This window comes from Kosakonia oryzae (assembly GCF_001658025.2).
In the GTDB taxonomy this organism is placed as follows: Bacteria; Pseudomonadota; Gammaproteobacteria; order Enterobacterales; family Enterobacteriaceae; genus Kosakonia; species Kosakonia oryzae.
Genome location: NZ_CP014007.2, coordinates 2,806,083 through 2,830,630, shown reverse-complemented (window position 1 = coordinate 2,830,630; position 24,548 = coordinate 2,806,083). Strand labels below are relative to the sequence as shown.

The window sequence follows — 24,548 nt, the reverse complement described above, 5'->3', positions numbered from 1 at the left end:
AACCCACGGCGTGCGACACTTTGTCGGCAGTTCAACAGGATGTCGCGTCCACTGTCTTGTTTCATGCAACCGTTTTGTTGCGGTTACCTTTAATGCATTGTTTATAAAGGGATAAATGAGCTGGCACAGGCTGTGCAACGGCGACAGGGAGATGACCTCTTACAGTCGAGGAATGAGCAATGTCCGGAAAGATGAAAACAATGGATGGCAACGCGGCAGCGGCATGGATTTCGTATGCCTTTACTGATGTCGCCGCGATTTACCCCATTACCCCCTCAACGCCGATGGCGGAAAACGTCGATCAGTGGGCGGCAGACGGCAAGAAAAACCTGTTTGGCCAGCCGGTGCGTTTAATGGAGATGCAGTCCGAAGCGGGCGCGGCCGGTGCCGTACACGGCGCGTTGCAGGCCGGGGCGCTGACCACCACCTATACCGCTTCGCAGGGGCTGCTGTTAATGATCCCCAATCTGTACAAAATCGCCGGTGAGCTGCTGCCCGGCGTGTTTCACGTCAGCGCCCGCGCGCTGGCAACCAACTCGCTGAACATTTTCGGCGATCATCAGGATGTGATGGCGGTTCGCCAGAGCGGCTGCGCGATGCTGGCCGAGAGCAACGTTCAGCAGGTGATGGATCTCTCGGCGGTGGCGCACCTTTCTGCCATTAAAGGCCGCGTGCCTTTTATTAACTTCTTTGATGGTTTTCGTACTTCTCACGAGATCCAGAAAATTGAAGTGCTGGAGTATGACGATCTGGCACCGTTGCTGGATACCGACGCGCTGAACCGCTTTCGCCGTAACGCCCTGAACCCGGATCATCCGGTGATTCGCGGTACCGCGCAAAACCCCGATATCTATTTTCAGGAGCGGGAAGCTGCCAACCGCTACTACGATGCGCTGCCGGAGATCGTCGAAAACTATATGGCGGAGATCTATCGCCTGACCGGCCGCGAATACCACCTGTTTGATTACTACGGCGCAGACGATGCGGAACAGATCATCGTGGCAATGGGGTCGGTATGCGACACCATTTCCGAAGTGGTGGACGCACTGATCGACAGCGGTGAAAAAGTGGGCCTGGTGACGGTACATCTGTTCCGGCCGTTTTCGCTGTCGCACTTCTTCGCCAAAATTCCGAAAAGCGTCAAACGTATTGCGGTGCTCGATCGCACCAAAGAGCCGGGCGCGCAGGCAGAACCGCTGTGCCTGGATGTGAAAAACGCGTTTTATCACCAGCATGACGCGCCGCTGATTGTTGGCGGGCGCTATGCGCTGGGCGGTAAAGATGTGCTGCCGGGGCATATTGTCTCGGTGTTTGAGAACCTGAAAAAACCGCTGCCGAAAGATGGTTTCACGGTGGGGATTTTCGACGATGTCACCCACACGTCGCTGCCGGTGCCCTCTCATGAGGTCCACGTTTCCCGCGAGGGGATCACCGCCTGTAAATTCTGGGGGCTGGGTTCCGACGGTACGGTCAGCGCCAACAAGAGCGCCATCAAGATCATCGGTGATAAAACGCCGATGTACGCGCAGGCCTACTTTGCCTACGATTCGAAAAAATCTGGCGGCATTACCGTTTCGCATCTGCGTTTTGGCGAACGGCCGATTACCTCGCCGTACCTGATCCACCGCGCGGATTTTATCGCCTGCTCGCAGCAATCCTACGTCGATAAGTACGATCTGCTGGAGGGGCTGAACCCCGGCGGCACATTCCTGCTGAACTGCACCTGGTTTGGTGAAGAGCTGGAAGCGCGGCTGCCAAACAGTATGAAGCGTTATATCGCCCGCGAAGGGATCCGTTTCTATACCCTCAACGCGGTGGATATCGCCCGCAAGCTGGGGCTGGGCGGGCGCTTTAACATGCTAATGCAGGCGGCATTCTTCAAACTGGCGGGGATTATTGATCCGCAAGCGGCGTCTGATTACCTGAAGCAGGCGGTCGAGAAATCCTACGGCAGTAAAGGGCAAAAAGTGGTGGATATGAACAATGCCGCCATTGATCTGGGGATGGAAGCCATCCAGGAAGTGATGGTGCCGGAACGCTGGGCGACGCTGGAAGATGACACGGTGGAAGAGACGCGGATGATGCCGGATTTTATCCGCGACATTCTCGAACCGATGAACCGGCAGAACGGCGACAAACTGCCGGTCAGCGCCTTTGTCGGTATGGAGGACGGGACATTCCCGACAGGAACCGCAGCGTGGGAGAAACGCGGCATTGCGTTGCAGGTGCCGGTGTGGAACCCCGAAGGCTGTACCCAGTGTAATCAGTGCGCCTTTATCTGCCCGCATGCCGCCGTTCGCCCGGCGCTGCTGAATCAGGAAGAGCGCGATGCGGCCCCGATAGCGTTGCTGAGTAAAGCGGCGCAGGGGGCGAAGGATTACGACTATCATCTGGCCATTTCGCCGCTCGATTGTTCCGGCTGCGGCAACTGTGTCGATATCTGCCCGGCGAAGGGCAAAGCCCTGACCATGCAGCCGCTGGAGAGCCAGTTAGCGATGCAACCGGTGTGGGATTATGCGCTGGCGCTGTCGCCGAAAAGCAATCCGTTCAACAAAACCACAGTCAAAGGCAGCCAGTTTGAAACCCCGCTGCTGGAGTTTTCCGGTGCCTGCGCGGGCTGCGGCGAAACCCCGTATGCGCGGCTGGTGACGCAGTTGTTTGGCGATCGCATGATGATCGCCAACGCCACGGGATGTTCGTCGATTTGGGGGGCCAGCGCGCCGTCAATTCCGTGGACCACCAACCATAAAGGGCAAGGCCCGGCGTGGGCTAACTCGTTGTTTGAAGATAACGCCGAGTTTGGCCTCGGGATGATGCTCGGCGGGCGTGCGGTGCGTGAACAACTCGCCAGTGATGCGATGGATGCACTGGCTGCGCCGCACAGCGAGGCGTTACAGCAGGCGTTGCGCCAATGGCTGGAGAACAAAGATCGCGGTGAAGGCACACGCGAGCGCGGTGAGCAACTGAGTGCGCTACTGGCGCAGGAGAAGGGCGACGATCCGCTGCTGAACCGCATGTACCAGAACCGCGACTATTTCGCTAAACGTTCGCAGTGGATTTTTGGCGGCGACGGTTGGGCGTATGACATCGGTTTTGGCGGCCTCGATCATGTGCTGGCCTCCGGCGAGGATGTGAATATCCTGGTGTTTGATACCGAGGTGTACTCCAACACTGGCGGTCAGTCGTCGAAATCGACGCCGGTTGCGGCGATTGCCAAGTTTGCCGCCGAAGGCAAACGGACGCGCAAAAAGGATCTCGGCATGATGGCGGTGAGCTACGGCAATGTGTATGTCGCGCAGGTGGCGATGGGCGCGGATAAAGCCCAGACGCTGCGGGCCATTGCCGAAGCAGAGGCATGGCCTGGCCCGTCGCTGGTTATCGCTTATGCGGCCTGTATCAACCACGGTCTGAAAGCCGGGATGGGATGCAGTATGCGCGAAGCAAAACGCGCGGTGGATTCCGGTTACTGGCATCTGTGGCGTTATAACCCGCAACTGATGGCGAAGGGCAAGAATCCGTTTATTCTCGACTCCGACGAACCCGAAGAGAGTTTCCGCGACTTCCTGATGGGCGAAGTGCGTTACGCCTCGCTGGGTCGCACCGCGCCGGAACTGGCCGATCAACTCTTCGAGCAAACTGAGCAGGACGCGAAGCAGCGTTTCGCGCAGTATCAGCGAATGGCGGGGGAGTAAACGGTAAATTTTACCCGGTAATGTTGCGTTTACCGGGTATTCGGACAACGGAGAGACGCCATGTGTATTCGCGCATGGCGTTATTTTTTTGTGTTCCGGTATATCTGCACCACGACGTTATTGGGGGAGGTGGTGTTGTAGAGCGTGACCACATCTTTCGACTGCCCGCTTCGCCAGCATTCCGCTTTTGTTTCACATCGCGTTTGCGGTTTGTAACCCGCAGCGGCCAGATACTCACGAATTTTCTGCATATCGGTCGTATCTTCAAACCGTATGCCATACACAAAAGCCTGAGGGCCACTGATATTCATATACTGAAACGTGTAGCTGTCGGAGATGCGCGGCATTCGCTTCAGCAAATCTGGCGTGTAGAACGCATACGCTTTTTCGTCGTTCTGCGTGTAATAAGCACTGCTTGCGAATTCCATTTTCACGTAAGGCCAGGCAAAAGCGGCGATAATAATGGTAATGATCGTCCTGATAACCATCCCTGTGACTCCATATATTAAAACTAATCATCCGCTGCTATTCTGTAGTCCACAATTATGCTTTGTTCTAAGGTTATCAGATATTCTTTTGTGTCCTGAATTGCCTTAAATCTCTTTTCCCGCCGGAGTTTAAAGACCATCAGGATGAGGCAAAAATAGATAAACTGTACTTTCATTGGGTTATAAGGAATATATTATGAAGTGTGCATTGGTTTATGACTTTGATGGCACTTTGGCTGACGGAGATTGTGCGCAACACGGTCTTATGCCTGCTTTAGGGATCAATGATGTTGGCGCGTTCTGGCAGGAGGTAAAACAACGCGCAGCAGAAAATGATGGCGATGAAATTCTTTCTTATCTTGGGTTGTTAGTTGAAAAAGCATCACAGACAAATCCACAAGAGCTGAGCGTCAATAATCTCAAAAGACATGGTAAATCCATTCCGCTATATCCCGGTGTCGCGGGTTGGTTTGACCGGATTAACAAATATGCGGATGACAATGGGCTGGAGCTCTACCATTACATTATCTCCAGCGGGCTGGATGCGATGATTCGCGGAACGGCAATTGGTGACAAATTTCGCATGATTTTCGCCTGTAAATATCACTATTCCGCCAATGGCACTGTAGCCATCTGGCCCGCTCAGGCGATTAATTACACGACAAAAACACAGTTTCTTTTTCGCATAAACAAAGGGATTGATAATTCCTGGAATAATGAAGCGGTAAACAGATTTATCGAGCCTGAACTGCGAGAGATACCGTTTCAGCGAATGATTTATTTTGGCGATGGTGATACGGATATTCCGTCAATGAAAATGGTGCGCTATCAGGGCGGTGTCTCACTTGCTGTTTTTGACCCGGATAAATGGAAGACAACCAAAACGCAGGGAAAAGTTGAAAAATTGATAGCAGAGGAACGCGCTAATTATGTCGTGCCTGCCATTTATGAAGAGGGCAGCCAGTTAGATGTCACGGTGAAAGGGCTGCTGCAATTGTTTAAGCGTAAATACGCTAGCAAAGAGTCGTTGAGTAAATAATCAATTTAATATGTGCTGCGCCGTCAGGAGGTTCTGATCCCGATCCAGGCCGGATGGCGTGACGCTTATCAGGCCTGGGGTTGACGGCAATATTTGTCGGCCCGGTAAGCGTCACGCTACCGGGCATAGCGATGAGCTAACCGCCAATATTCACCGGCTCACGTGTACCTGCGGCACCGTGTTGCGGATAAAGCTGCCGCCGAGCGCGCGTTCAAGCTGGGCGGCGAGCTGTAACAACTGGCCGTCGTTGGCCTGGCGGGTTTGAAAATGCATGCCCAGCGGAATGCCGGACTGCTGCCAGGAGAGCGGGATCGAGATCCCGGCGGTTCCGGTCAGGCTGGCGAGCGGGGTGTAAGAAAAGATATCCCACAGGTTATAGAACCAGTCCATCACATCCGGGTTATCGCTCAGCGTCAGGTATTTTTTCTCGCCCAGCAGTGGCGTCGGTTTGGAGAATGTCGGCGTCAGGATCATATCCCACTGCTGGAAAAAACGCCCCAAATCGCGCGATACGGTGTTAAAGGCGTCCTGCATTTTCCAGCGTTCGCTGTAGGACATATCAATGCCTTTCTGCCAGAGACGAATGTTGATCGGCTCCACCAGATCCTCCGGCGGCGAACTCAGCCCTTTTTTCTCCAGCAGACGCTGAATAAACTGCGCAAAGTTGCTGATATAGCAGGTCGTTTGCGCCTCAAACGCCAGCGCGAAATCAACCTGCGGCGTTACCCATTCAACATGGTGGCCCAGCTCTTCCAGCAAACGCACGGTGCGCTCCAGCTCGCTGACAAAATGTGCATCGGAACGGTAGTTGCCCCACTCGTGGGAGACGGCAATACGCAGCGGTGCAGGATCGTGCTTAATCATCTCGCTGTAGGGCTGTTTGCTTTCCCAGTAGGGCATAAACTCGCCCGGTGCGCCGCCCCGGCAACTGTCGATAAACCGCGCCGTGTCGCGAACGCTGCGGCTGACGCAGCCCTGCGTGGAAACAAAGCCGGTAATATCGGAAAGCGCCGGGGCGATGGATAACACGCCGCGCGAACTTTTTAGCCCAATCAACCCGTGGGAACCCGCCGGGATGCGAATCGAGCCGCCGCCGTCCGTAGCATGCGCCAGCGGTACGATTCCCGCCGCGACTGAGGCGCAAGAACCGGCCGACGAGCCGAAAGTGGTATAGGCCGGGTTCCAGGGGTTGCGGGTCACATAAACTTCTGGGTTTTCCACCGAGCCGCAAACGCCAAACTCCGGCGTAGTGGTGCGGCCAATAATGTTCAGCCCGGCGGCGCGGATTTGCGTGGTGAGAAACGCATCTTCCGCCGGGCGGTTGCCTTGCATAAATTTCGAGCCTTGCTCCTGCAAACGGTTTTTCACGCCGGGGCCGAGATCTTTCATCAGAAACGGCACGCCGCGAAACGGGCCGTCGAGCCGCGTGCCATCGGTCTGCGGCGCGGCGATCGCATCAGCAAACAGTTCCACCACGGAACCGATTTGCGGGTTGATCAGGCTGACGGCGGCCTGCGCCTGCTGGGCCAGTTCGGCGGCGCTGATCTCACCTTGCTGCACCCGTTCTGCCAGCGCAGTGGCATCGTGCGCTGCCCATTCTTGCCAGTTCATGACGGTTTTCATGGCTTCCTCCTTGATTACTGAACGGTGGTGCGACGGCGTGCCAGCACAGGCTGCGGAGCTTTACGCTCTTTCAGCAACACGGTGGCGGCCAGACAGAGAATATTGGCGGCAATCAGGTAGTAACCGGGAGAAACCGGGTTGCCGGTCACTTTGATCAGCCATGAAAAGACAATCTGCGCAGTGCCGCCAAACAGCGTAATGCCAAAGGCAAAGGCGATAGAAAAGCCGGTGGATCGCACATATTTCGGGAAGTTTTCGCACAGCACGACGAGCACGCCGGAACCGCTGATGCATTGCAGGGCAGCAAAGACGGTGATCACGCTGTAGAACACCATTTCGCTGCGCCAGGTGTTGATGATCTCAAGCCCCGGCAGTAACAACAGCAGCAGGATCAGACGTGGGGCGATGATGGTCATCTTTCTGCCAACGCGATCCGCCATCCAGCCGCCGACCAGCGAAAAGACCACCACGCAGACGCCAATCAGAATCGTGGACGCCATGGCGCTGCCCGGCGTAAACGCCAGTTCGTTGAGCGCGTAAGTGGTCATATAGTTGAGAAAATATTGCGTGATGGTGCTACCGGAGAGGATAAAAATTCCGGTCAGCACCAGCCCGCGATAGTTCTTCACCACTTCACCGAGCAGGCTGCCGGTGGAGTGGCTGGCCTCGCTGTTGTCAGACTGATAAGTCTCGCGCAGATTGCGGCGCAGATAGATGGCGATAGGCAGGATCAACAGTCCGAAAGCGAACGGCACGCGCCAGCCCCAGGCGGCGAGATCGTGCGGTGACAGCAATACCGTGAGCATATAGCCAATCACGCCCGCGCTGATGCCTGCCAGACCCTGGGCGACAATCTGCCAACTGGTGTAGAAGGCACGTTTGCCCGCGGGCGCGGCTTCCATAATAAACGTGGTTGCCGGGCCAGCTTCGCCGCCCCAGGCCAGCCCCTGCAACATACGCACCAGTACCAGTAAAACCGGCGCAGCCATGCCAATGGTTTCATATCCCGGCAGGAAGACCAGGCCACCGGTGCCGATGGTCATAAATACCATGGTTAATAACATTGCCGGTTTGCGCCCAACGCGGTCGGCGTAGCTGCCAATAAAAATGGCGCCCAGCGGTCGGACAATAAAGCCGATGCCAAATACCGAAACGGACAATAACAAACTGGTAAATGGATTATCCGAGGGAAAGAAAACATGGCCGATCATCACTGCAAAGGTGGCGTAAGCGCTGAAATCAAAAAACTCGACGGCGGCACCCAGGACAACGGCGATCACTTCTTTACGCGTCGCTTTTGGCGGCGTGGCTGCGGGGTTTATTTCGTTTGCCATAAACAGTCTTCCTCAGGGGTTGAGACGAATTAACAACATGGCTGAGATATAACAAGCACAGATAATGTTCACTATCACAATTGTGCAGGAGCAGTGCGTAAAAAATGTGCTCACTGGAGGGCGGGGAATATAAATAAGAAAATAGTATTACTTTGTCTAATTTTTTGAATTGTCTGATATTTTTATTTTCATCCGGCGATCTGTATTGACTGACAGAAAATAAGTTTCCTGGCTCTGCACTTAAACCGTGCTTTCATTTCGTTAGCAGTGCGCAAATATTTTTCGCAAAAGATATATCATCCTGATGATTATTAAACTGTTTTTTCTCCCTGCAAGATAAAAACCAATCTTGTTTTTGCACGATTATTGTTCGTCGTGCCTGTTTACAGTGCAGCGGAAAGAAAAAATAGAGGATTGCCCCGCTGATTTGTCAATCCGAACACCAACGTAATAAGGTGACAAAGGGTGTAATAACGGCAATACAAGGTGGGGGAAATATGCAATTACGCGCGCTGCGCTATTTTAGCCAGGTAGCGAAATCCAGTTCGTTGCGTGATGCCGCTGATAAATTGTTTGTCGCGCCGGGGGCCGTCACGCGGCAAATCGATATTCTGGAACACCACTATGGCGCACCGCTGATCGAGCGCACGCCGCGCGGTATCAAACTGACGCGGGAAGGGGAATTTCTCGCCCAGGCCGTGGATGCCACCTTACGCGAACTGGATGCGGTAAAAGAGCGCATCTCCAGCACGCAAAGTGTGGTGTCCGGCACGGTGCGTATCTGCGCGGCAGAGAGCCTGATCGCTGCGTTTATCGCGCCGGTTATCTGCACCTTCCGCCAGCGTTATCCTGCGGTTTCGTTTGACATTGATATTGGCAGTGCGCCGCATGTCGCCGAACAATTAATCAGCGGTCATGCTGATGTGGCGCTGGCGTTTTATATGCCGGTCAGCGCGGAGCTGCAGGTGACGCACTACTGTGCGTTGCAGCACAAAGTGTTGATGGCAGCGCACCATCCGCTGGCGAAGAAAAGCCTGCTGACGCTCACCGATCTTGCCCGTCATCCGCTGGCTATTCCGCCTGCCAGCTATGCGGTGCGGCAACTGCTCGAATCCGCCGCCCGGCGGGAGAATCTGCATTTTGATTTGTGTTATATCGCCAGTTCGCTGGAAGTGCAGAAAGCGCTGGCGCGGCAAGGGCTGGCGCTGTTGATCCTGCCGCAACTGAACGTTAACGACACCACCGGGCACGAGGATTTTGTCGCCGTGCCGCTGGCGGATCCGCTGATGGGCACAGTGAAAGTGGATCTCTGCCTGCCGCGCCAGCGCACGCTGTCGATGGCGACGCGTATCTTCCATCAAATGCTGGCTGAACAAATTGACAGGCAGAATGGGTCGTTCCAATACTGAGGTGTCACCTTATTTCAGGAACTGCTTATGAGTGCGAATACCGCTGTACCCTTTGTTATCCGCAACTTTAATACCATTGAGATGGAACATTTTGTTCGCCCGCCGCTGTATGAATCCCTGGGCGGTTCGCTGACCAAAGGCACCGCCGCCAGCAAGCTTGGCGCGTCAATCGATACGTTGCCGCCGGGTAAACGCTGCTGCCCGTTTCATCTGCATCATGCGCAGGAAGAGATGTTTATCGTGCTGAACGGGCGTGGAACACTGCGTATTGGCGAGGAGGAGCGGGCGATTGAAGAGGGTGATGTGATCTGTGTTCCACCGGGAAAGGCATGGCCGCATCAGATTATCAACACCTCCGATCAACCGTTACGCTATATCTCGATCAGCACCATGGAAAGCCCGGAAATTTGCGAATACCCCGACGCTGATAAATTCCTCGCCAGAGCGCGCATTAACGGGAAAGAAGATTTTCGCCGGGTTGATTTTCGCGGCGAGGGCGTGGATTACTGGGAAGGGGAAAAGTAAAGCGAACGCCGGAGGCTTTACCCCGGCGCACGATGTAACGGCACTTCTGTGTATTCGCTTATTCCCAGATTAGCCCCATATGGCTGCCAACAATTCCGCTGCCGCCACCGACGAGAACCACTTTGTCACCCGGTTTAAGCTGCTGGCGCTCTGCCAGTATGTGCAGCCCAACGGTCGCATTGCCGCTGATCAGGTTGCCCATGGTGCTGATGGTTTCCACAAACAGGGCCGGGTCCACATCCATATAACCGGCCATTCTCTGGATTTGCGAGGTTGAGGCCTGGTGTGAAACGCAGGCTTTAATTTCGTTGCGGCTCCAGCCGAGATTATCCATAAACGCCGGAAACATCGCTTCGCCCATGCTGATGGCTTCGTCCACCAGCGGCGTCATCCACACCTTTAATAAATGATCGGAACAGGCCGGGCCGCTGGTGCTGTAGTGATAATAGTGCGAGCGGGATTCTTTCATAAATCCCATAAAGCCGACATGCGGATCTTTTTTCGCCCCGACGATCATTGCCGCGCCGCAATCACCGACATTTAACCCTGCACAAAGCTCCATAAAAAGTTCGCGGTCGGTGGTTTGTTGCAACCTGTTTATCGCTTCATGGCGCATGCGATAGCTGGTTTCGCCGGTGACAATTAAGCCATATTTAACCTGGCCCGCCGCAATGAGCCCATCCATAATATGCAGCGCGTCTTCAAAACTGTGGCAGGCATTACTGACATCAAACGCGGTGGGAATATTTGCGCCGAGCTTATGTGCCACAATATGCGCAGTTGCCGGTTCGTGAAAATCGCGGAATACACCGGCAAAAATCAACGCGTCAATATCGTCTAATTTGATTTCGGCACGCGCCAGCGCATCACGCACGGCACGCACGGCCAAATCGGAGGGTTGCAGATGATCAGCGGCGACGCAGCGCTCCCGCACGCCGGTCAGCCGCGCCAGCCAGTTGCGATTCAGGCCGAAGCGCTGCGGTGAATCGAGTTGTTCCATCAGCTCCCGGGAACTTACCCGGCCTTCCGGGAGATAAACCCCGGTACTAATAAGACGCGCGTGACCGGGTGAGCAGGTATATTTTGGATGGATGCTCATTAAATAATTCCTCCATAAGATAAAGATGAACGGGATATTTATTCCCTTATCCCGCCAGTAATTAAAATAACCGTAAAGTGGCGTTTTTCTTTTTATAATATTTCAGTGGTAATGCAATGTTTTATTTCCTGAAAAAATCCTAAAAAGATTATTGGTATGGCGAGTGCCAAAAATGGCAAAGGCGTATGTATTGACAAAGAATGGCGCTATCTCATTATCAGTATTTTCGTAACGATGATATTTGCAGGTGCATCAATATCAGGGCTACGGAAATTGATAGAGATGTGCGGTAACGGGAAAGCATAAGTTGTCGAACATAGAACGATCTCAGCCCGGAAACCTTCTTTTCCTCACCGGCAGGTGATTTGCAGGGATGGCAGCCAGGGCTGGCCTGAACCGCAGCGCCGTCTGTTTGCTGAGACGGCGGCCAGGCGCTAAACGCTAACAAAATGGCTTACCAGCCGGCGCTCGCGGATCTGATGGATCATCAGCGCTGGCGGATCGCTCACTGGTGGCAGGTGCTGCGCATCCAGCATCAGTGGGTTCGCCGGGCAGATGGAGCCGCAAATATAAGCCGGAATTCCGGCAAAGGTCGCGCTCATCGGCCGGTGAACGTGCCCGCTGCACAGCGCCAGCGGCGGAAATGGCAGGGTGTTAAGCAACTGGCGCAGTTCCTCTGCGCCATCACACATCGCGCTATCGAGCGGCGCGATGCCGCTGGGGAACAGGTGCTGATGCAAAAACAGCAGTGCCGGTTGCGGGCTGGCGGCGAGTGCGCTTTTCAGCCACGGCAGATGCGGGCGGATATCGCCCCGGCTTTCGCCCGCGACGGTCACATCCAGGCCAATGACCGCCACACCGTCAAGCTGCTGGCAAAAGTGCATGGCGTCAGTGGCGCGATGACGGGCAAAGGCGGGCAGGCTGGCGCACATCACCGCTTTATCGTCGGCATTGCCGGGGATAATGTGTGTGCGGCAGTGCAACCGTTGTAGCTCTGCGGCAATCGCCAGATAGCCTTCGTGCCAGCCATCGTCGGTTAAATCCCCGCTGACCACCAGCAAATCAGGTTGCAGGGCCAGCAGCCAGTCAATGGCGTTATGCAGCCGTGCGAGATTGTCGTTATCAGGCGCGGCGTGAATATCAGTGAGCTGAGCAATCAGCATCTCTCCTCCGGTGTGGTTCTGTGCCGCCTGAAGTATGGCAGGCGGGCGCGGGCAAACGCACGAAATTTGCGAATACAGGCGTATCAGATGTACCGAAGCGATGATTGGCGATCTTTTTTATTTTAATAAGAGAGATAACGCAGCTTCCGGTGTCTTAATATTATTAACGTCTTGCCCGGTTTTGCTCCCCATTGCTAATATTTGTTCAGAATATACTTAAGGTTGCAGGTCTCTGTGGCAACGCCTTTAACAATGGAATGTAACGAGGTTTACATGTATTTGATTGAATTAAATGATGACGATCTGGAGAGCATTATTACAGATTCGGAGTATTTTACCGCCAGTGAAGACGAGTATTTTACTGCCGATGAAAACAATGCTGAATCGGTGAGCAGTTTTTCACATTCAGTATATACCGCGCCGTCATCTTCACGGCACTCCTCAATATCCGGCTCGGTTAAACATTACCGAAAGCATGTCAGTAAATCAGGCACGATCGGTGAGAGTAAAATATGGATAGTTGATGAAACGGAGCCAAGGAGCAAATACCGGCTCAACAAACATATCCACGTTGAGCCGCTGTACATGAAAAACTACTATATGTGGCGGCGGCTTATTCGTGCCGGAAACCATCCACGAGATGCAGCTAAATTGATGGGCAGTAAATTTTGTTATAAACAGGTCAAACAGAAAAGAAGTATCCAGCTCTTCAGCATCCGCTTAAGTGACGAAGACCGTGTTTTTTTTATGATTCAGGAAAAAGAGCGGATTGTGAAAATACTCAATATTGGCGGTCACTCTTTCGGTTAATACAAAAAAACGATTACGCCACGGCACGGATTGCGGCAATAAACGCCCTGAGCGTCGCCGGAACGTGCCGGTGGCTGGCGTAGTAAAGGCACAACCCCGCAATCGGCGGGCACCACGTTTCAAGAACCTGCACCGCCAGCCCGTCGTTGAGCGCCTGGCGGGCATACGGTTCCGGCACATAGGCGATGCCCAGCCCCAGCACGACCGCTTCCACCATCAGCGCACTGTTATCCAGACACAGCGTGCCGGGCACATTCAGCGTTAACGGCTTACCGTCGCGCATAAACTCCCAGCGATAGCGTTTGCCGCCCGGCAGACGCTGCGCGATGCAGCGGTGCTGCAATAAATCCTCCGGCGTTTGCGGCGTTCCTGCCTGTTCAAGGTAAGCGGGCGCAGCGATAGTGATAAAGCGGATGTCACCGCCAAACGGTACGGCAATCATGTCGCGCGGCACCGCTTCCGCCAGCCGGACTCCGGCGTCAAAACCGGCAGCCACGATATCCACCAGACGGCCATCGGTAACCAGATCCAGCTCCACCTGTGGATGGGCGCGTAAAAAGTCCACCACCACATGCTGTAACAGCCAGCGGGCGCCGCCTTCATTGGCGTTGATGCGCAGCGTACCGTGCAGCTCCTGCGGCTGAAAACGGGTGCTGTCGAGCACATCGTCCAGCGCATTCAGCAGCGGATCGAGCCGTTGCAGAAAAGCCGCGCCTTGCTGAGTCAGTGACACGCTGCGGGTCGTCCGGTGCAACAAGCGGACGCCCAGCCGGGTTTCCAGCGCGCGCATGGCGTGGCTGAGCGCCGAGCGGGAAACACCCAGCTCACCCGCGGCCTGCTGAAAACTCTGCAAACGGGCCACAAGGAGAAACGCTTTCAAATCGCTAAGGCTGACATTTTTCATTGTTGAATTTTTTGCACCACTTCATGTCGATTGGTGAGTCTTATTCTAGCACCGGCGGCGGTGTAGGCTACAGATCCACTCACTTCAGGAGGTCACTATGTTGACATGGCTGATTACCGGCGCGTCTTCCGGGCTGGGTTTATCAATGACGCAAAAATTACTGGCGCGCGGCGACCGCGTTGCGGCCTGCGTTCGTCGTGCTGATGCGCTGAGCGATCTTCAGGCGCAGTATGGCGGGCAGTTGCATCTTTGCCGTTTTGACATGACAGATACCGCGGCGCTGCGCGTGGAAATCGACCGCGCCTTCAGCACGCTCGGCCGAATTGACCGGGTGGTGAGCAATGCTGGTTACGGGCTGTTTGGCGCGGCGGAAGAGGTCAGCGATGCGCAGATCGAACGGCAAATCGCCACCAATCTGACCGGCTCAATTCAACTGGTGCGCGCGGTGCTGCCGTGGCTGCGGGCGCAGGGCGGCGGGCGCATTGTGCAGGTTTCATCAGAAGGCGGGCAGGTGGCCTATCCCAATTTCAGCCTCTATCACGCCAGTAAATGGGGCATTGAAGGTTTTCTTGAGTCGCTGGCGCAGGAAGTCAAACCTTTTGCGATTGATGTGGTGATTGCCGAACCCGGCCCGACACAGACCGGTTTTGGCGGCGGCCTCGATCATGCCCGGCCACTGGAAATTTATGATGCCACGCCCGCTGGCGATGTGCGGCGCGGCATTGCCAACGGTGATTTCGCCATTACCGGCGATGCGGATCGTACAGTAGAGGCAATTATCGCCGTCGCCGACCGGCAAAACCCGCCGCTGCGGGTGCCGCTCGGCAGTATTGCTTACGATCATTTAGTGGCGACGCTGGGCGCGCGGCTGCGTGAAATCGAAGGTCAGCGTGAGTTGGCCTACTCCGCAGACCGCATATAAATCAGCGCATCGACAACAGCGGTTTTGTTATCCGGCCCGGCTGGTGGTAAAACGCGATAGCTTGCTGCCAGTCGGCAAACGGGAACAGCGTGACGTCTGCGGGCGGGTTTTTGCGCAGCCGCGCCCAGATATCGCTAAACGTCTGCTGCCAGGCGCTGGCGGAAAGCGAGTCGAGATGGTTGCGGATGTGGAACCAGTGCACCACTGGCAGGCGGCGCTGGATGCCGAATGGCTGCCCGGAGAGCAGGCCATAGCTGATAAACTGCGCGTGGGTCAGCAACGCCTGCAATAACTGCTCGGCCAGCTCGCCGCCGGTGGCGTCATACACCACGCCCGCTTTCGCCGCCGCCTGGCGAATGGCGGCGCTGTCCGTTTCAGGAAGAGGGATCACTCCGCTTGCGGCCAGCCTGCTGGCATGCACAGCGGAGCGATAGATCCCGGAAACACTTTTCGCACCGCGCTGTCTGGCCCACTGCGCGAGGTAGCCTGCGCATTCGGAACCGGCGGCGGTCACTATCACATGCTGGCCTTGCGGCGGATAGTGCGTCAGCATCATCTGCGCGGCCAGCGGATTAATATAGGCGCGGGCGGCAAGGGCATCGTCGATATCATCGGGAACCGGCACGGCCAGCTCCGCCGGGCAGTCAACATACTGTTGCCAGGTGCCCTGGCCGCGCAATGGCAGCACGCGTTTTCCCTGTAAATGCGCGGTTTCTGGCGTGGTTTCGCACACCACGCCAACGCCTTCATACCCGGCAATCGCAGGCAGGGTAATGCGGTGGCTGTAGGCACCGGAAATCGGGATCAGATCCGAGGCATTGACCGGTGCCAGTAACATTTTGACGCGAAGCATGCCCGGCGCGCAGGGCAGCAGCGGGGTGGTTTCGGCGCACAGTGTGGTTGAAGGGTCTCCAAACGCGCGGTAGCGTAATGCTGTATTATTCATCTCTTCATTCAATGTATCGCTTCGCATAGTCAGGGATTATATCTATGTTTTTCTCACCGAAATCAATTTGTTCTCTGCTGTTGGTTTGTTTGCCGTCGGTGCATGCCGCTGGCATGGACTCTGCCCGGCTGGCTGAGGTTGTACGTTTGCAGGAGCAGCAGCTTGGCGCGCGCATCGGCGTGGCCGTGGTGGATACCGCCAGCGGCACAACGGCGAGCTACCGTGGGGATGAGCGTTTCCCGCTGAACAGTACCCATAAAGCGTTGCTGTGCGGTGCTTTACTCAGCCAGGTGGATAAAGGCGAGCTGGCGCTGACGGACACCACGCAATTCCCGCGTTCGGCGCTGGTGGTGTACTCGCCGGTGACGGAGAAGTTTGTCGCTCCGGCGCGCATCAACTGGCAGCAACTGTGCAGTGCGGCGGTCAGCTACAGCGACAACACGGCGGCGAATCTGCTGACGCAAAAGCTCGGCGGCCCGGCGGCTATCACCCGTTATCTGCAAACATTAGGTGACAGTGTCACGCGCATGGACCGTTTTGAACCCGAACTGAACAGTGCGATACCTGGCGATTTACGCGATACCACTACGCCGCTGGCCGTCAGCCGCACGCTGCAAAAACTGACGCTGGGAACGGCATTGAAGCCTGATTCACGCGCGCAGTTAATCCAGTGGATGCGCGAGGATAAGGTCGCTGATACGTTATTGCGTTCAACGCTGCCTGCCGGGTGGACTATTGCTGATAAAACCGGCGCCGGGGATTTTGGTTCGCGTTCAATTATCAGCGTGGTGTGGCCGGAAAATAACACTCCCCGTATCGTAGTTATTTATATAACAAACACAAAGGCGACACTAAAACAGAGTAATGCGGCCATTGCCAGCCTCGGAAAAACGATATTTTCCGCGATCAAATAATCCGCCGACAGCGGAATAAAGTGAGCCGTCGCCGGGCGAAGAAACATCACCCGCGTTGGTATCGCGAAGTGGAGGCCGCGGAGAAGAAACCGCAGCCGTAATCCCGCCTGGCCGGAGGTAATCCGTTCTCCGGCCACACTCCCTCAGACCGCCGCTCCGCTGGCTTTTCCGAATATCGTCTATGATTGTTTCTCGTGACATCGTGGAGAGGAGAAGGCATGGAGTCGAAATCTTTTGCGAAAAGCTGGGGCGCCGACGACATCGGCGAAGGCACGGTGCGCTTCCGTTTGTGGGCAACAGGCCAGCAGAGTATCACGCTGCGGCTTCCTGCTAACGATATCGCGATGCAGCCGGTCGGCAAAGGCTGGTTTGAAACCACAGTTCCCGGTCTTGCGCCCGGAACACCTTATCAATATGTGCTGGAAGACGGCAGAGCCATCCCCGATCCCGCCTCGCGCGCGCAGCAGGGGGATGTGAATGGCCCGTCGCTGGTGATCGATCCCGCCCACTACCGCTGGCAACATGCGCACTGGCAGGGTCGCCGCTGGGAAGAGGCGGTTTACTACGAACTGCATATCGGCACCTTCACCCCACAGGGCACCTTTCAGGCGGCCATTGAAAAACTGCCGTACCTGGCGGAGCTGGGCATCACGGTGATTGAAGTGATGCCGGTTGCGCAGTTTGGCGGCGATCGCGGCTGGGGTTATGACGGCGTCTTGCTCTACGCACCGCATGCGACCTACGGTTCGCCGGATGATTTCAAAGCGTTTGTCGATGCCGCGCACGGCTATGGCCTTGCGGTGGTGCTCGATATTGTGCTCAACCACTTCGGCCCGGAAGGCAACTATCTGCCGCTGTTGTCGCCGGATTTTTTCCACCCGGAACGCGAAACGCCGTGGGGCGAGGGCATTGCCTATGAAGTGGACGCCGTACGGCGCTATATCGCGGAAGCACCGCTCTACTGGCTGACGGAGTTTCACCTCGACGGCCTGCGCTTTGATGCCATCGATCAAATCGAAGACAGCGCAGAGCACCATCTGCTGGTGGAGATTGCCGAACGCATTCGCGCAGCGATCCCGGATCGCGCCGTGCATCTCACCACCGAAGATTGCCGCAACATTATTGCCCTGCATCCGCGCGGCAGCGCGGGCGAGATCCCGCTGTTTAGCGGCGAGTGGAACGACGATGTGCATAACGTCGCCCATGTGTTAGCCACCGGCGAAACGCACGCTTACTATCAGGATTTTGCCGATCGCCCCGAGCAACTGCTGGCGCGGGCGCTGGCGGAAGGGTTCGCTTATCAGGGCGAAGTTTCGCCGCAGAGCGGTGAGCCACGCGGCGTTGACAGCCGCGGGCAGCCGCCCACCGCGTTTGTCGATTTTATTCAGAACCACGATCAGGTCGGCAACCGGGCGCAGGGTGAAAGGCTGTTGAGCCTGGCGGGAGCGGATCGCACCCGCGCGCTGCTGGCGATGCTGCTGCTGTCGCCGCATATTCCGCTGCTGTTTATGGGCGAAGAGTATGGCGAAACGCAGCCGTTTCTCTTTTTTACCGATTTCCACGGCGATCTGGCGCAGGCCGTGCGCGAAGGCCGGGCGAAGGAGTTCGCGGGCCATGCCGGACACGGCGAAACGGTGCCCGATCCGAATGACCCGACCACGTTTGCCCGCTCGAAGCTGAACTGGCAAACAGTGCACAGCGCAGAGGGCAAAGCGTGGCTGGCGCTGACAAAGCAACTGCTGGCGCTGCGTCAGCAGCATATCGTGCCGCTGCTGGCAAAAGCGGGCGGCCATCAGGGCGAGGTGTTGGTTACCGCGCCCGGTTTTCTCGCTGTCTGCTGGCGCTTTCCGCTGGGGACGCTCTCGCTGGCGCTGAATCTGGGCGACACGCCGCAGCCGCTGCCAGCGATGCCCGGTAACACGGTGTTTGCCTTGCCGCAGGCGCAATCTGAGTTAGCGCCCAATGCCATTATCGTTCGTCTTGCAGGGAGAGAAGCATGAGCACGCCCACCGCAACGTACCGTATCCAGTTTCGTAATGGCATGACCTTTGAACGGGCGATGGCCCGCATTCCCTATCTTAAACGGCTGGGGATCAGCCATCTTTACGCTTCGCCGATTTTTACCGCCACCCGTGGTTCAACGCACGGCTACGACGTGACCGACGCCAATGAGATCGATCCGGCGCTGGGCGGCCGCGACGCGTTTATGCGCATGGCGGCGGCGCTGAAGGGGGCCGGGATGGGGTTAATTCTCGATATCGTGCCCAATCATATGGCCGCCTCGCTGGAAAACCCGTGGTGGCGCGATGTTATCGCACAGGGGCAGAACAGCCGGTACGCGCGCCATTTCGATATTGACTGGTCGCGACCGCTGACATTGCCTTTCCTCGGCGACGATTTCGCCACGGTGGTAGAAAAGGGTGAACTGAGCGTTCAGGCCGATCCGCAAACCGGCCATCCCGTTTTTGTCTATTTCGACAATGTTTACCCGCTGGTGGCGGAAAGCTGGCAGGGGCGCGAAACCGAAGTGCTGGCGCTGCGCGATAGCCGCGATCTGATTGCGCTGCATGAGCTTCAGCCGTGGCGCTTAACCTGCTGGCGCACGGCGGCAAGCGATCTGTCGTACCGGCGCTTTTTTGAGATCACCGGGCTGGTTGGCGTGCGGGTTGAAGATGAGGCGGTATTCGACGACAGCCATCGCCTGATTCTCGAACTGGTGAACAGTGGTGTCGTTGACGGTCTGCGCGTCGATCACGTTGACGGGCTGGCCGATCCGCTGGGGTATCTGCGCCGTTTGCGCCAGAAAACCGGTCCGGAGTGCTATATCACGGTGGAAAAAATTCTCGGTAAAGGGGAGCAACTGCCCGCCGACTGGCCGGTTTCCGGTACGACCGGCTATGAGTTTATCGCCGCGCTGTCGGATGTGCTGGTGGACGATGAGCAGCTCGACGATTTGCGTAAAGCCTGGCATCAGGTGACGGGCAAAGCCGTCGATATGCATGCGGAGTTACGCGCCGCAAAGCGGTTAATGGTCGATCGCAATTTCGCCGGGGAGTTCAACACGCTGGTGCGGCTGGCGGTGGAGATTGGTCACGCTGAAATTCCGGTGCCGCAGGCCAAAGCGGTGCGCCAGGCGCTGCGGGAATTGCTGATCGCTTTTCCGGTTTATCGCACCTATGGCACTGCGCAAGGCCTGACGCCCGCCGACGCTGAGCGGCTGGCGAAAGTGGTCGCCTGGGTCAGGGAGAGCGAACATGCGCCGGAACCGGACGCACTGGATTTTATCACCCGCATTCTGCATGGCGACGTGGCAAAAAGCATGCTGCAGCAGGCGGCGCATTTTCGTACCCGTTTCCAGCAACTGACCGGGCCGCTGATGGCGAAAGCGGTGGAGGATACGCTGTTCTTTCGCCAGAACATGGATCTGGCGCTTAATGAAGTGGGCGCAGAACCGTTGCCGCGCACCTTTTCATTACAGCGTTTTCACCGCGAGATGCAGACACGGCTGGAACAGCAGCCGAATGCGCTGTCGGCAACCTCCACGCACGATACCAAACGCGGAGAGGATGCCCGCGCCCGGCTCTATACGCTGACCGAAGCGCCGCAGCAGTGGGCGGATTGCGTGACGCGCTGGCGTCATCTCAACCGTGAAAAAGTGGTGTTGCTCGACGATGGCCCGGCACCAAGACCAGCAGTGGCCTGGATGATCTATCAGGCGCTGGCGGGTGTCTGGCCAGCCACATTACAGGCTGATGATGCGCAAGGGTTACAGGCGCTGGAGTCGCGGTTTATTGAGTTTCTGGAAAAGGCGCTGCGCGAAGCGAAGCAGCGTACCGACTGGATCGAAACCAACGATGCCTACGAAAACGCGGTGCTCGATTATGCCCGCCATCTGCTTTCCCCGGAAAATCAGGCGTTTTTGCAGGATTTCACCGCCGCTTTACAACCGTTTATTCGCGCCGGGCTGGTCAATAGCCTGACGCAGACCTTAATCAAACTGGCCGCGCCGGGTGTGCCGGATATCTACCAGGGCAGCGAAGCGCTGAACTTCAGCCTGGTCGACCCGGATAACCGGCTGGAGCCGGACTATGAGGAGCTGGAGCGGCTGCTTAGCGATGAAGAGCAGGCCGATCCGCATTCGCAGGAGAGCTGGAACAGCGGGCAACTGAAGCAGTTTTTTATCGCCCGGTTGTTGCAGTTACGCCAGCAGAAACCCCGGCTTTTTCAGCGTGGCGACTATCTGCCGCTGACCACTTCCGGCCCGCAGGCGGACAACATCATTGCTTTTGCCCGCCAGGATAACGACGCGGCGTTAATTGTACTGGCGCCACGCCTGTTGTTCGGCGCGCTGGAGGGCAGCCTGGCCGGTGCGGTGGTGTCGCTGCCTGCGGGGCTGGCGAACCGTCGCTGGCGCGACATTCTCAGCGGGGAAGAGTTCGCCCTGAGCGACAGCGTCCATCTGCGTTCTATTGGCGGCTACACATTCGCGGCGCTGGTGAGTGCGTAAAGCGGTATTCAGCATTGTGATATCAGGTAACACTGTTAAAACAGAGAGGGAACCATGTCTGATTTTTACATTACGGCAGGGCACGGCCAGCAATTGGGAGCAAATTTCGATGGCGAGGGAGTTAACTTCGCGCTTTTTTCGGCGCACGCCGAACGCGTAGAACTCTGTTTGTACGATGCCACTGGCAAGACGGAGATCGCCAGGCTGACGCTACCGGAAAACACGCATGAGATCTGGCACGGTTATGTACCCGGTCTGCAACCCGGCGCGCTGTATGGCTATCGCGTCTATGGCCCGTTCGATCCGGAAAATGGCCACCGCTTTAACCCGCATAAACTGCTGATTGATCCTTACGCGCGTGAGCTTGTTGGCGATATCGAGTGGAATGCGGCGCACTTTGCCTATGATCTCAACCATGAAGATAAAGATCTGACCTTCGACGAGCAGGACAGCGCGCCCTTTACGCCAAAATGCCGCGTGGTCGATACCCAGGCGTTTGACTGGCAGGATCAGAACCGCCCGAATATTGCCTGGCCGCGTGCGGTGATCTACGAAACCCATGTCAAAGGCTTTACCCAACTTAACCCGGCGCTGCCTGCGGAACTGCGCGGCACCTTTGAAGGCATGGGGCATAAGGCGACGGTGGATTATATCCGCAGCCTCGGCATTACCAGCGTTGAACTGCTGCCGGTGCACTGGTTCCCGGACGATCAGCATTTGCTGGATAAAGGGCTGCGCAATTTCTGGGGCTACAACACGCTCGGTTTCTTTGCGCCAGCCTCGCGCTACTACGGCCCGCGCGGTATTCAGGGCTTCCGCGAGATGGTGCGGGCGTTTCACGACGCCGGGATCGAAGTGATCCTCGATGTGGTTTATAACCATACGGCGGAAGGCAACGAGCTTGGCCCGACGCTCTCTTTCAAAGGTATCGATAACTTCTCTTACTACCGCACGTTGCCCGATCAACACCGTTACTACATCAACGATACCGGTACCGGCAATACGGTGAATACCTCGCACCCGCGCGTATTGCAGATGGTGATGGATTCCCTGCGTTACTGGGCGGAATCGATGCATATTGACGGTTTTCGTTTCGATCTTGGCACCATTCTCGGTCGCGAACCGGAAGGGTTCGATCAGCGCGGCGGATTTTTCGATGCCATGACGCAGGACCCGGTATTGTCGAAGCTGAAACTGATCGGCGAACCGTGGGATATCGGCCCTGGCGGTTATCAGGTCGGCGGTTTCCCGCCGGGATGGGCGGAGTGGAACGACAAATACCGCGATACGCTGCGCGAATACTGGAAGGGCGATAATGTCTCGACGGATTTCGCCGCGCGTCTGCTCGGCTCAGGTGATTTGTACGATCAGCGCGGTCGTCGTCCGTGGGCAAGCGTCAACTTTATTACTGCGCATGATGGTTTCACGCTGCGCGATTTGGTGTCGTATAACGACAAACACAATGAGGCCAACGGCGAAGACAATAACGACGGGCATAACGACAACCGATCATACAATTATGGCGCGGAAGGGCCAACGGACGATGAAGGCATTCTCGCGGTACGCGCCCGCCAGCAGCGGAACTTCCTCACCACGCTGTTGTTCTCGCACGGTACGCCAATGATCCTCGCGGGCGATGAGTTTGGCCGTACCCAGCAGGGTAATAACAACGGTTACTGCCAGGATAGCGAAATCTCCTGGATCCATTGGGAGGAGATTCAGGGCGAGGGCGAGGCGCTGCGAGAATTTACCCGCCAGTTGATTGCGCTGCGCGCGTCACAGCCGCTACTGCGGCGGGAAAACTGGCGCGACGGGATGGAGATTGCCTGGTTTAATGCCGGCGGCGGTTTCCAGCAACCGGAGCAGTGGGAAGAGGGAACCACGCTGGGCGTGCATATCGGACGCGCCGATTTGCAGGGGCAGGAAGGGATCTGGCACGACGTACTGATGCTCTTCAACCCGTTCGAAGGGACGGTGCCGTTTCGTATTCCGCAGTTCGGTGAAGGCGGCTGGGTGCTGGAGCTGTCAACGTCTGAGAAGGTTAAACCCGGCGTGGTGATTACGCGCGAGAAGGATTTTGAACTCGATGGTCGCAGTATTGTGCTGTTCCGGCGGCCTTAAACCTCAGGGCGTCAGCGGGTTAACCGGCTGACGCCCGGCCGTTTAGCTTCGAACCAGCAGTTTTCCATGCAGCAGCAGGGAAAACGTTTTGACAATCAACAGGCCAATCACCAGATTGGCAGCAATAAACAGCGGGAATGAGATCCAGTAGAGTGCGCCGCCGGGCGCGGCATGTCCCAGCCGGATAGAAGTCGTAGCGAGTGAGGCCACGCCGAAGGAGAAACTCCAGAACGACGGGTTGAACGGTTGGGCGCTGTACCACGGGATCAGGCGGATCATAAACAGCATTTGCAGCAGCCCGTAACCAAACAGCAGTTTCGCGAACACATCAACCTGGCCGCCGTTGACGCTGAGCCATGCGCTACAGGCGACAAACGCGGGCGCCATCTGAATGCCCAGCGAAGTACGCACCGTAGGGGACATCTCATCAAGGTTGCGCAGGCGGCTGAGGATCGCCGGTTCAAGGCTCAGCCAGGAGAAGAGCCCGGCGCCGAGAAACAGCATCCCGACATCGTTAAAACCGAGCGCACCGCAGGCCATGGCGCTGATAAAGTTATTGGCGACGGTTGGCAGATAAAGCCCCGGCGTGGTGGCTTCTTTCGGATGGGTGCCGCGCCATAATCCGGCGGTTTGCCAGGCGGCATAGGCAAGCTGGCAGATGACGGCGGGCAGAAAAAGCGCCAGTGCCATCGGGTAGCTCCAGGGTGTCAGACCGATCGCCACCAGCATGGAAGTGGCGGGCAGCAGGCTGACAAAACTGCTCTTTAGTGGATGGGTAATCTCTTCGAGCAGTGTGCCGGTGTGGCGCAACAGGCGGATGAAAAATGCCAGCGTCAGCAGCACCCAGATAACAATGGCCAGAATAATCAGCGTATTCGCAGGCCACAGCGTGACTGGCCAAAGCGTGGCGGCAAAGCGCCAGGAAAAGCCCAGCCCGATAATACCGAGCACAATACCAAAATAACCAGCGGGAAGGTTGAGGGGGGCATTTTTCATCACCAGGCTCCTGCAGATACCACGGAATAAATTGCGGAGTATTGTATATGATATTT

At 56.5% G+C, this 24,548-nt stretch carries 18 protein-coding genes and 1 pseudogene; 11 read left to right on the top strand and 8 right to left on the bottom strand.

Annotated features, from left to right (window positions below; all coding sequences use genetic code 11):
• Nucleotides 1-179 precede the first annotated feature (179 nt).
• A complete protein-coding gene (gene nifJ / locus AWR26_RS13455) occupies nucleotides 180-3,692 on the top strand; it encodes a pyruvate:ferredoxin (flavodoxin) oxidoreductase (RefSeq protein WP_064566543.1) in 3,513 nt (1,170 codons plus the stop codon).
• Between the two features lie 80 nt (nucleotides 3,693-3,772).
• On the opposite strand, the gene AWR26_RS13450 is transcribed toward nifJ, so the two are convergent.
• The gene (locus AWR26_RS13450) at nucleotides 3,773-4,180 is read right to left on the bottom strand and encodes a hypothetical protein (protein ID WP_064566541.1); all 408 of its coding nucleotides are present in this window, start codon (nucleotides 4,178-4,180) and stop codon (nucleotides 3,773-3,775) included.
• A 196-nt stretch (nucleotides 4,181-4,376) separates the two neighbouring features.
• Here AWR26_RS13450 and AWR26_RS13445 point away from each other — a divergent pair, with 196 nt between their 5' ends.
• Nucleotides 4,377-5,219 carry an HAD family hydrolase gene (locus AWR26_RS13445; RefSeq protein ID WP_064566539.1) on the top strand — a complete coding sequence of 281 codons (843 nt, stop codon included), beginning with the start codon at nucleotides 4,377-4,379 and terminating at the stop codon, nucleotides 5,217-5,219.
• Between the two features lie 150 nt (nucleotides 5,220-5,369).
• On the opposite strand, the gene AWR26_RS13440 is transcribed toward AWR26_RS13445, so the two are convergent.
• On the bottom strand, nucleotides 5,370-6,842 hold the full coding sequence (locus tag AWR26_RS13440; RefSeq protein ID WP_064566537.1) for an amidase: 1,473 nt from the start codon (nucleotides 6,840-6,842) through the stop codon (nucleotides 5,370-5,372).
• 14 nt (nucleotides 6,843-6,856) lie between these two features.
• A complete protein-coding gene (locus AWR26_RS13435) occupies nucleotides 6,857-8,176 on the bottom strand; it encodes an MFS transporter (RefSeq protein ID WP_064566535.1) in 1,320 nt (439 codons plus the stop codon).
• A 497-nt stretch (nucleotides 8,177-8,673) separates the two neighbouring features.
• On the opposite strand from AWR26_RS13435, the gene AWR26_RS13430 reads away from it, so the two are divergent.
• Together AWR26_RS13430 and AWR26_RS13425 are read left to right on the top strand one after the other, a co-directional pair.
• Nucleotides 8,674-9,585: a LysR family transcriptional regulator gene (locus AWR26_RS13430; protein ID WP_064566533.1), complete on the top strand. Its 912-nt coding sequence runs from the start codon at nucleotides 8,674-8,676 to the stop codon at nucleotides 9,583-9,585.
• Nucleotides 9,586-9,612: 27 nt separating this feature from the next.
• Nucleotides 9,613-10,110, top strand: coding sequence for a cupin domain-containing protein (locus tag AWR26_RS13425; protein WP_064566531.1), 498 nt, complete (start codon nucleotides 9,613-9,615; stop codon nucleotides 10,108-10,110).
• 58 nt (nucleotides 10,111-10,168) lie between these two features.
• Here AWR26_RS13425 and AWR26_RS13420 read toward each other — a convergent pair whose 3' ends face one another.
• Both AWR26_RS13420 and AWR26_RS13415 read right to left on the bottom strand, forming a co-directional pair.
• Nucleotides 10,169-11,209 carry a 3-oxoacyl-ACP synthase III family protein gene (locus tag AWR26_RS13420; protein WP_074922486.1) on the bottom strand — a complete coding sequence of 347 codons (1,041 nt, stop codon included), beginning with the start codon at nucleotides 11,207-11,209 and terminating at the stop codon, nucleotides 10,169-10,171.
• A 434-nt stretch (nucleotides 11,210-11,643) separates the two neighbouring features.
• Entirely contained in the window at nucleotides 11,644-12,372 is a 729-nt protein-coding gene (locus AWR26_RS13415; RefSeq protein WP_064566527.1) for a metallophosphoesterase, read from the bottom strand.
• Between the two features lie 273 nt (nucleotides 12,373-12,645).
• Here AWR26_RS13415 and AWR26_RS13410 point away from each other — a divergent pair, with 273 nt between their 5' ends.
• Complete coding sequence (locus tag AWR26_RS13410; RefSeq protein ID WP_064566525.1) at nucleotides 12,646-13,182, top strand: hypothetical protein; 537 nt, start codon at nucleotides 12,646-12,648, stop codon at nucleotides 13,180-13,182.
• 13 nt (nucleotides 13,183-13,195) lie between these two features.
• Here AWR26_RS13410 and AWR26_RS13405 read toward each other — a convergent pair whose 3' ends face one another.
• Nucleotides 13,196-14,086 carry a LysR family transcriptional regulator gene (locus AWR26_RS13405; protein WP_064566523.1) on the bottom strand — a complete coding sequence of 297 codons (891 nt, stop codon included), beginning with the start codon at nucleotides 14,084-14,086 and terminating at the stop codon, nucleotides 13,196-13,198.
• A gap of 97 nt (nucleotides 14,087-14,183) precedes the next feature.
• Here AWR26_RS13405 and AWR26_RS13400 point away from each other — a divergent pair, with 97 nt between their 5' ends.
• Nucleotides 14,184-15,008, top strand: coding sequence for an SDR family oxidoreductase (locus AWR26_RS13400; protein WP_064566520.1), 825 nt, complete (start codon nucleotides 14,184-14,186; stop codon nucleotides 15,006-15,008).
• 1 nt (nucleotide 15,009) lies between these two features.
• On the opposite strand, the gene AWR26_RS13395 is transcribed toward AWR26_RS13400, so the two are convergent.
• Nucleotides 15,010-15,954: a zinc-dependent alcohol dehydrogenase family protein gene (locus tag AWR26_RS13395; RefSeq protein ID WP_064566518.1), complete on the bottom strand. Its 945-nt coding sequence runs from the start codon at nucleotides 15,952-15,954 to the stop codon at nucleotides 15,010-15,012.
• 44 nt (nucleotides 15,955-15,998) lie between these two features.
• Between AWR26_RS13395 and bla the strand changes: the two genes are divergently transcribed.
• From bla to glgX, 5 genes and pseudogenes are all read left to right on the top strand, one after another.
• Complete coding sequence (bla, locus tag AWR26_RS13390; protein WP_064566516.1) at nucleotides 15,999-16,868, top strand: class A beta-lactamase; 870 nt, start codon at nucleotides 15,999-16,001, stop codon at nucleotides 16,866-16,868.
• A gap of 17 nt (nucleotides 16,869-16,885) precedes the next feature.
• Nucleotides 16,886-16,969 (top strand): annotated as a pseudogene (locus tag AWR26_RS13385) (formate dehydrogenase cytochrome b556 subunit); the annotation flags it as partial.
• Between the two features lie 117 nt (nucleotides 16,970-17,086).
• Nucleotides 17,087-18,868 carry a malto-oligosyltrehalose trehalohydrolase gene (treZ, locus tag AWR26_RS13380; RefSeq protein ID WP_064566514.1) on the top strand — a complete coding sequence of 594 codons (1,782 nt, stop codon included), beginning with the start codon at nucleotides 17,087-17,089 and terminating at the stop codon, nucleotides 18,866-18,868.
• The gene (gene treY, locus AWR26_RS13375) at nucleotides 18,865-21,375 is read left to right on the top strand and encodes a malto-oligosyltrehalose synthase (RefSeq protein ID WP_064566512.1); all 2,511 of its coding nucleotides are present in this window, start codon (nucleotides 18,865-18,867) and stop codon (nucleotides 21,373-21,375) included. Before treZ ends, treY begins: the two co-directional genes overlap by 4 nt.
• Nucleotides 21,376-21,429: 54 nt before the next feature.
• Nucleotides 21,430-23,496: a glycogen debranching protein GlgX gene (glgX, locus tag AWR26_RS13370; protein ID WP_064566510.1), complete on the top strand. Its 2,067-nt coding sequence runs from the start codon at nucleotides 21,430-21,432 to the stop codon at nucleotides 23,494-23,496.
• A 42-nt stretch (nucleotides 23,497-23,538) separates the two neighbouring features.
• Here the strand turns inward: glgX and tehA are convergent, their stop codons facing one another.
• Nucleotides 23,539-24,492, bottom strand: coding sequence for a dicarboxylate transporter/tellurite-resistance protein TehA (tehA, locus tag AWR26_RS13365; RefSeq protein ID WP_064566508.1), 954 nt, complete (start codon nucleotides 24,490-24,492; stop codon nucleotides 23,539-23,541).
• Between the last annotated feature and the right edge of the window lie 56 nt (nucleotides 24,493-24,548).

Bases quoted from the DNA above. Each gene is read 5' to 3' on its own strand.
- bla (WP_064566516.1), top strand. From the start codon at position 15,999: ATGTTTTTCTCACCGAAATCAATTTGTTCTCTGCTGTTGGTTTGTTTG.
- AWR26_RS13445 (WP_064566539.1), top strand. From the start codon at position 4,377: ATGAAGTGTGCATTGGTTTATGACTTTGATGGCACTTTGGCTGACGGA.
- AWR26_RS13410 (WP_064566525.1), top strand. From the start codon at position 12,646: ATGTATTTGATTGAATTAAATGATGACGATCTGGAGAGCATTATTACA.
- AWR26_RS13450 (WP_064566541.1), bottom strand. From the start codon at position 4,180: ATGGTTATCAGGACGATCATTACCATTATTATCGCCGCTTTTGCCTGG.
- treY (WP_064566512.1), top strand. From the start codon at position 18,865: ATGAGCACGCCCACCGCAACGTACCGTATCCAGTTTCGTAATGGCATG.
- AWR26_RS13415 (WP_064566527.1), bottom strand. From the start codon at position 12,372: ATGCTGATTGCTCAGCTCACTGATATTCACGCCGCGCCTGATAACGAC.
- AWR26_RS13405 (WP_064566523.1), bottom strand. From the start codon at position 14,086: ATGAAAAATGTCAGCCTTAGCGATTTGAAAGCGTTTCTCCTTGTGGCC.
- AWR26_RS13425 (WP_064566531.1), top strand. From the start codon at position 9,613: ATGAGTGCGAATACCGCTGTACCCTTTGTTATCCGCAACTTTAATACC.
- AWR26_RS13395 (WP_064566518.1), bottom strand. From the start codon at position 15,954: ATGAATAATACAGCATTACGCTACCGCGCGTTTGGAGACCCTTCAACC.
- tehA (WP_064566508.1), bottom strand. From the start codon at position 24,492: ATGAAAAATGCCCCCCTCAACCTTCCCGCTGGTTATTTTGGTATTGTG.
- treZ (WP_064566514.1), top strand. From the start codon at position 17,087: ATGGAGTCGAAATCTTTTGCGAAAAGCTGGGGCGCCGACGACATCGGC.
- glgX (WP_064566510.1), top strand. From the start codon at position 21,430: ATGTCTGATTTTTACATTACGGCAGGGCACGGCCAGCAATTGGGAGCA.
- nifJ (WP_064566543.1), top strand. From the start codon at position 180: ATGTCCGGAAAGATGAAAACAATGGATGGCAACGCGGCAGCGGCATGG.
- AWR26_RS13435 (WP_064566535.1), bottom strand. From the start codon at position 8,176: ATGGCAAACGAAATAAACCCCGCAGCCACGCCGCCAAAAGCGACGCGT.
- AWR26_RS13400 (WP_064566520.1), top strand. From the start codon at position 14,184: ATGTTGACATGGCTGATTACCGGCGCGTCTTCCGGGCTGGGTTTATCA.
- AWR26_RS13440 (WP_064566537.1), bottom strand. From the start codon at position 6,842: ATGAAAACCGTCATGAACTGGCAAGAATGGGCAGCGCACGATGCCACT.
- AWR26_RS13420 (WP_074922486.1), bottom strand. From the start codon at position 11,209: ATGAGCATCCATCCAAAATATACCTGCTCACCCGGTCACGCGCGTCTT.
- AWR26_RS13430 (WP_064566533.1), top strand. From the start codon at position 8,674: ATGCAATTACGCGCGCTGCGCTATTTTAGCCAGGTAGCGAAATCCAGT.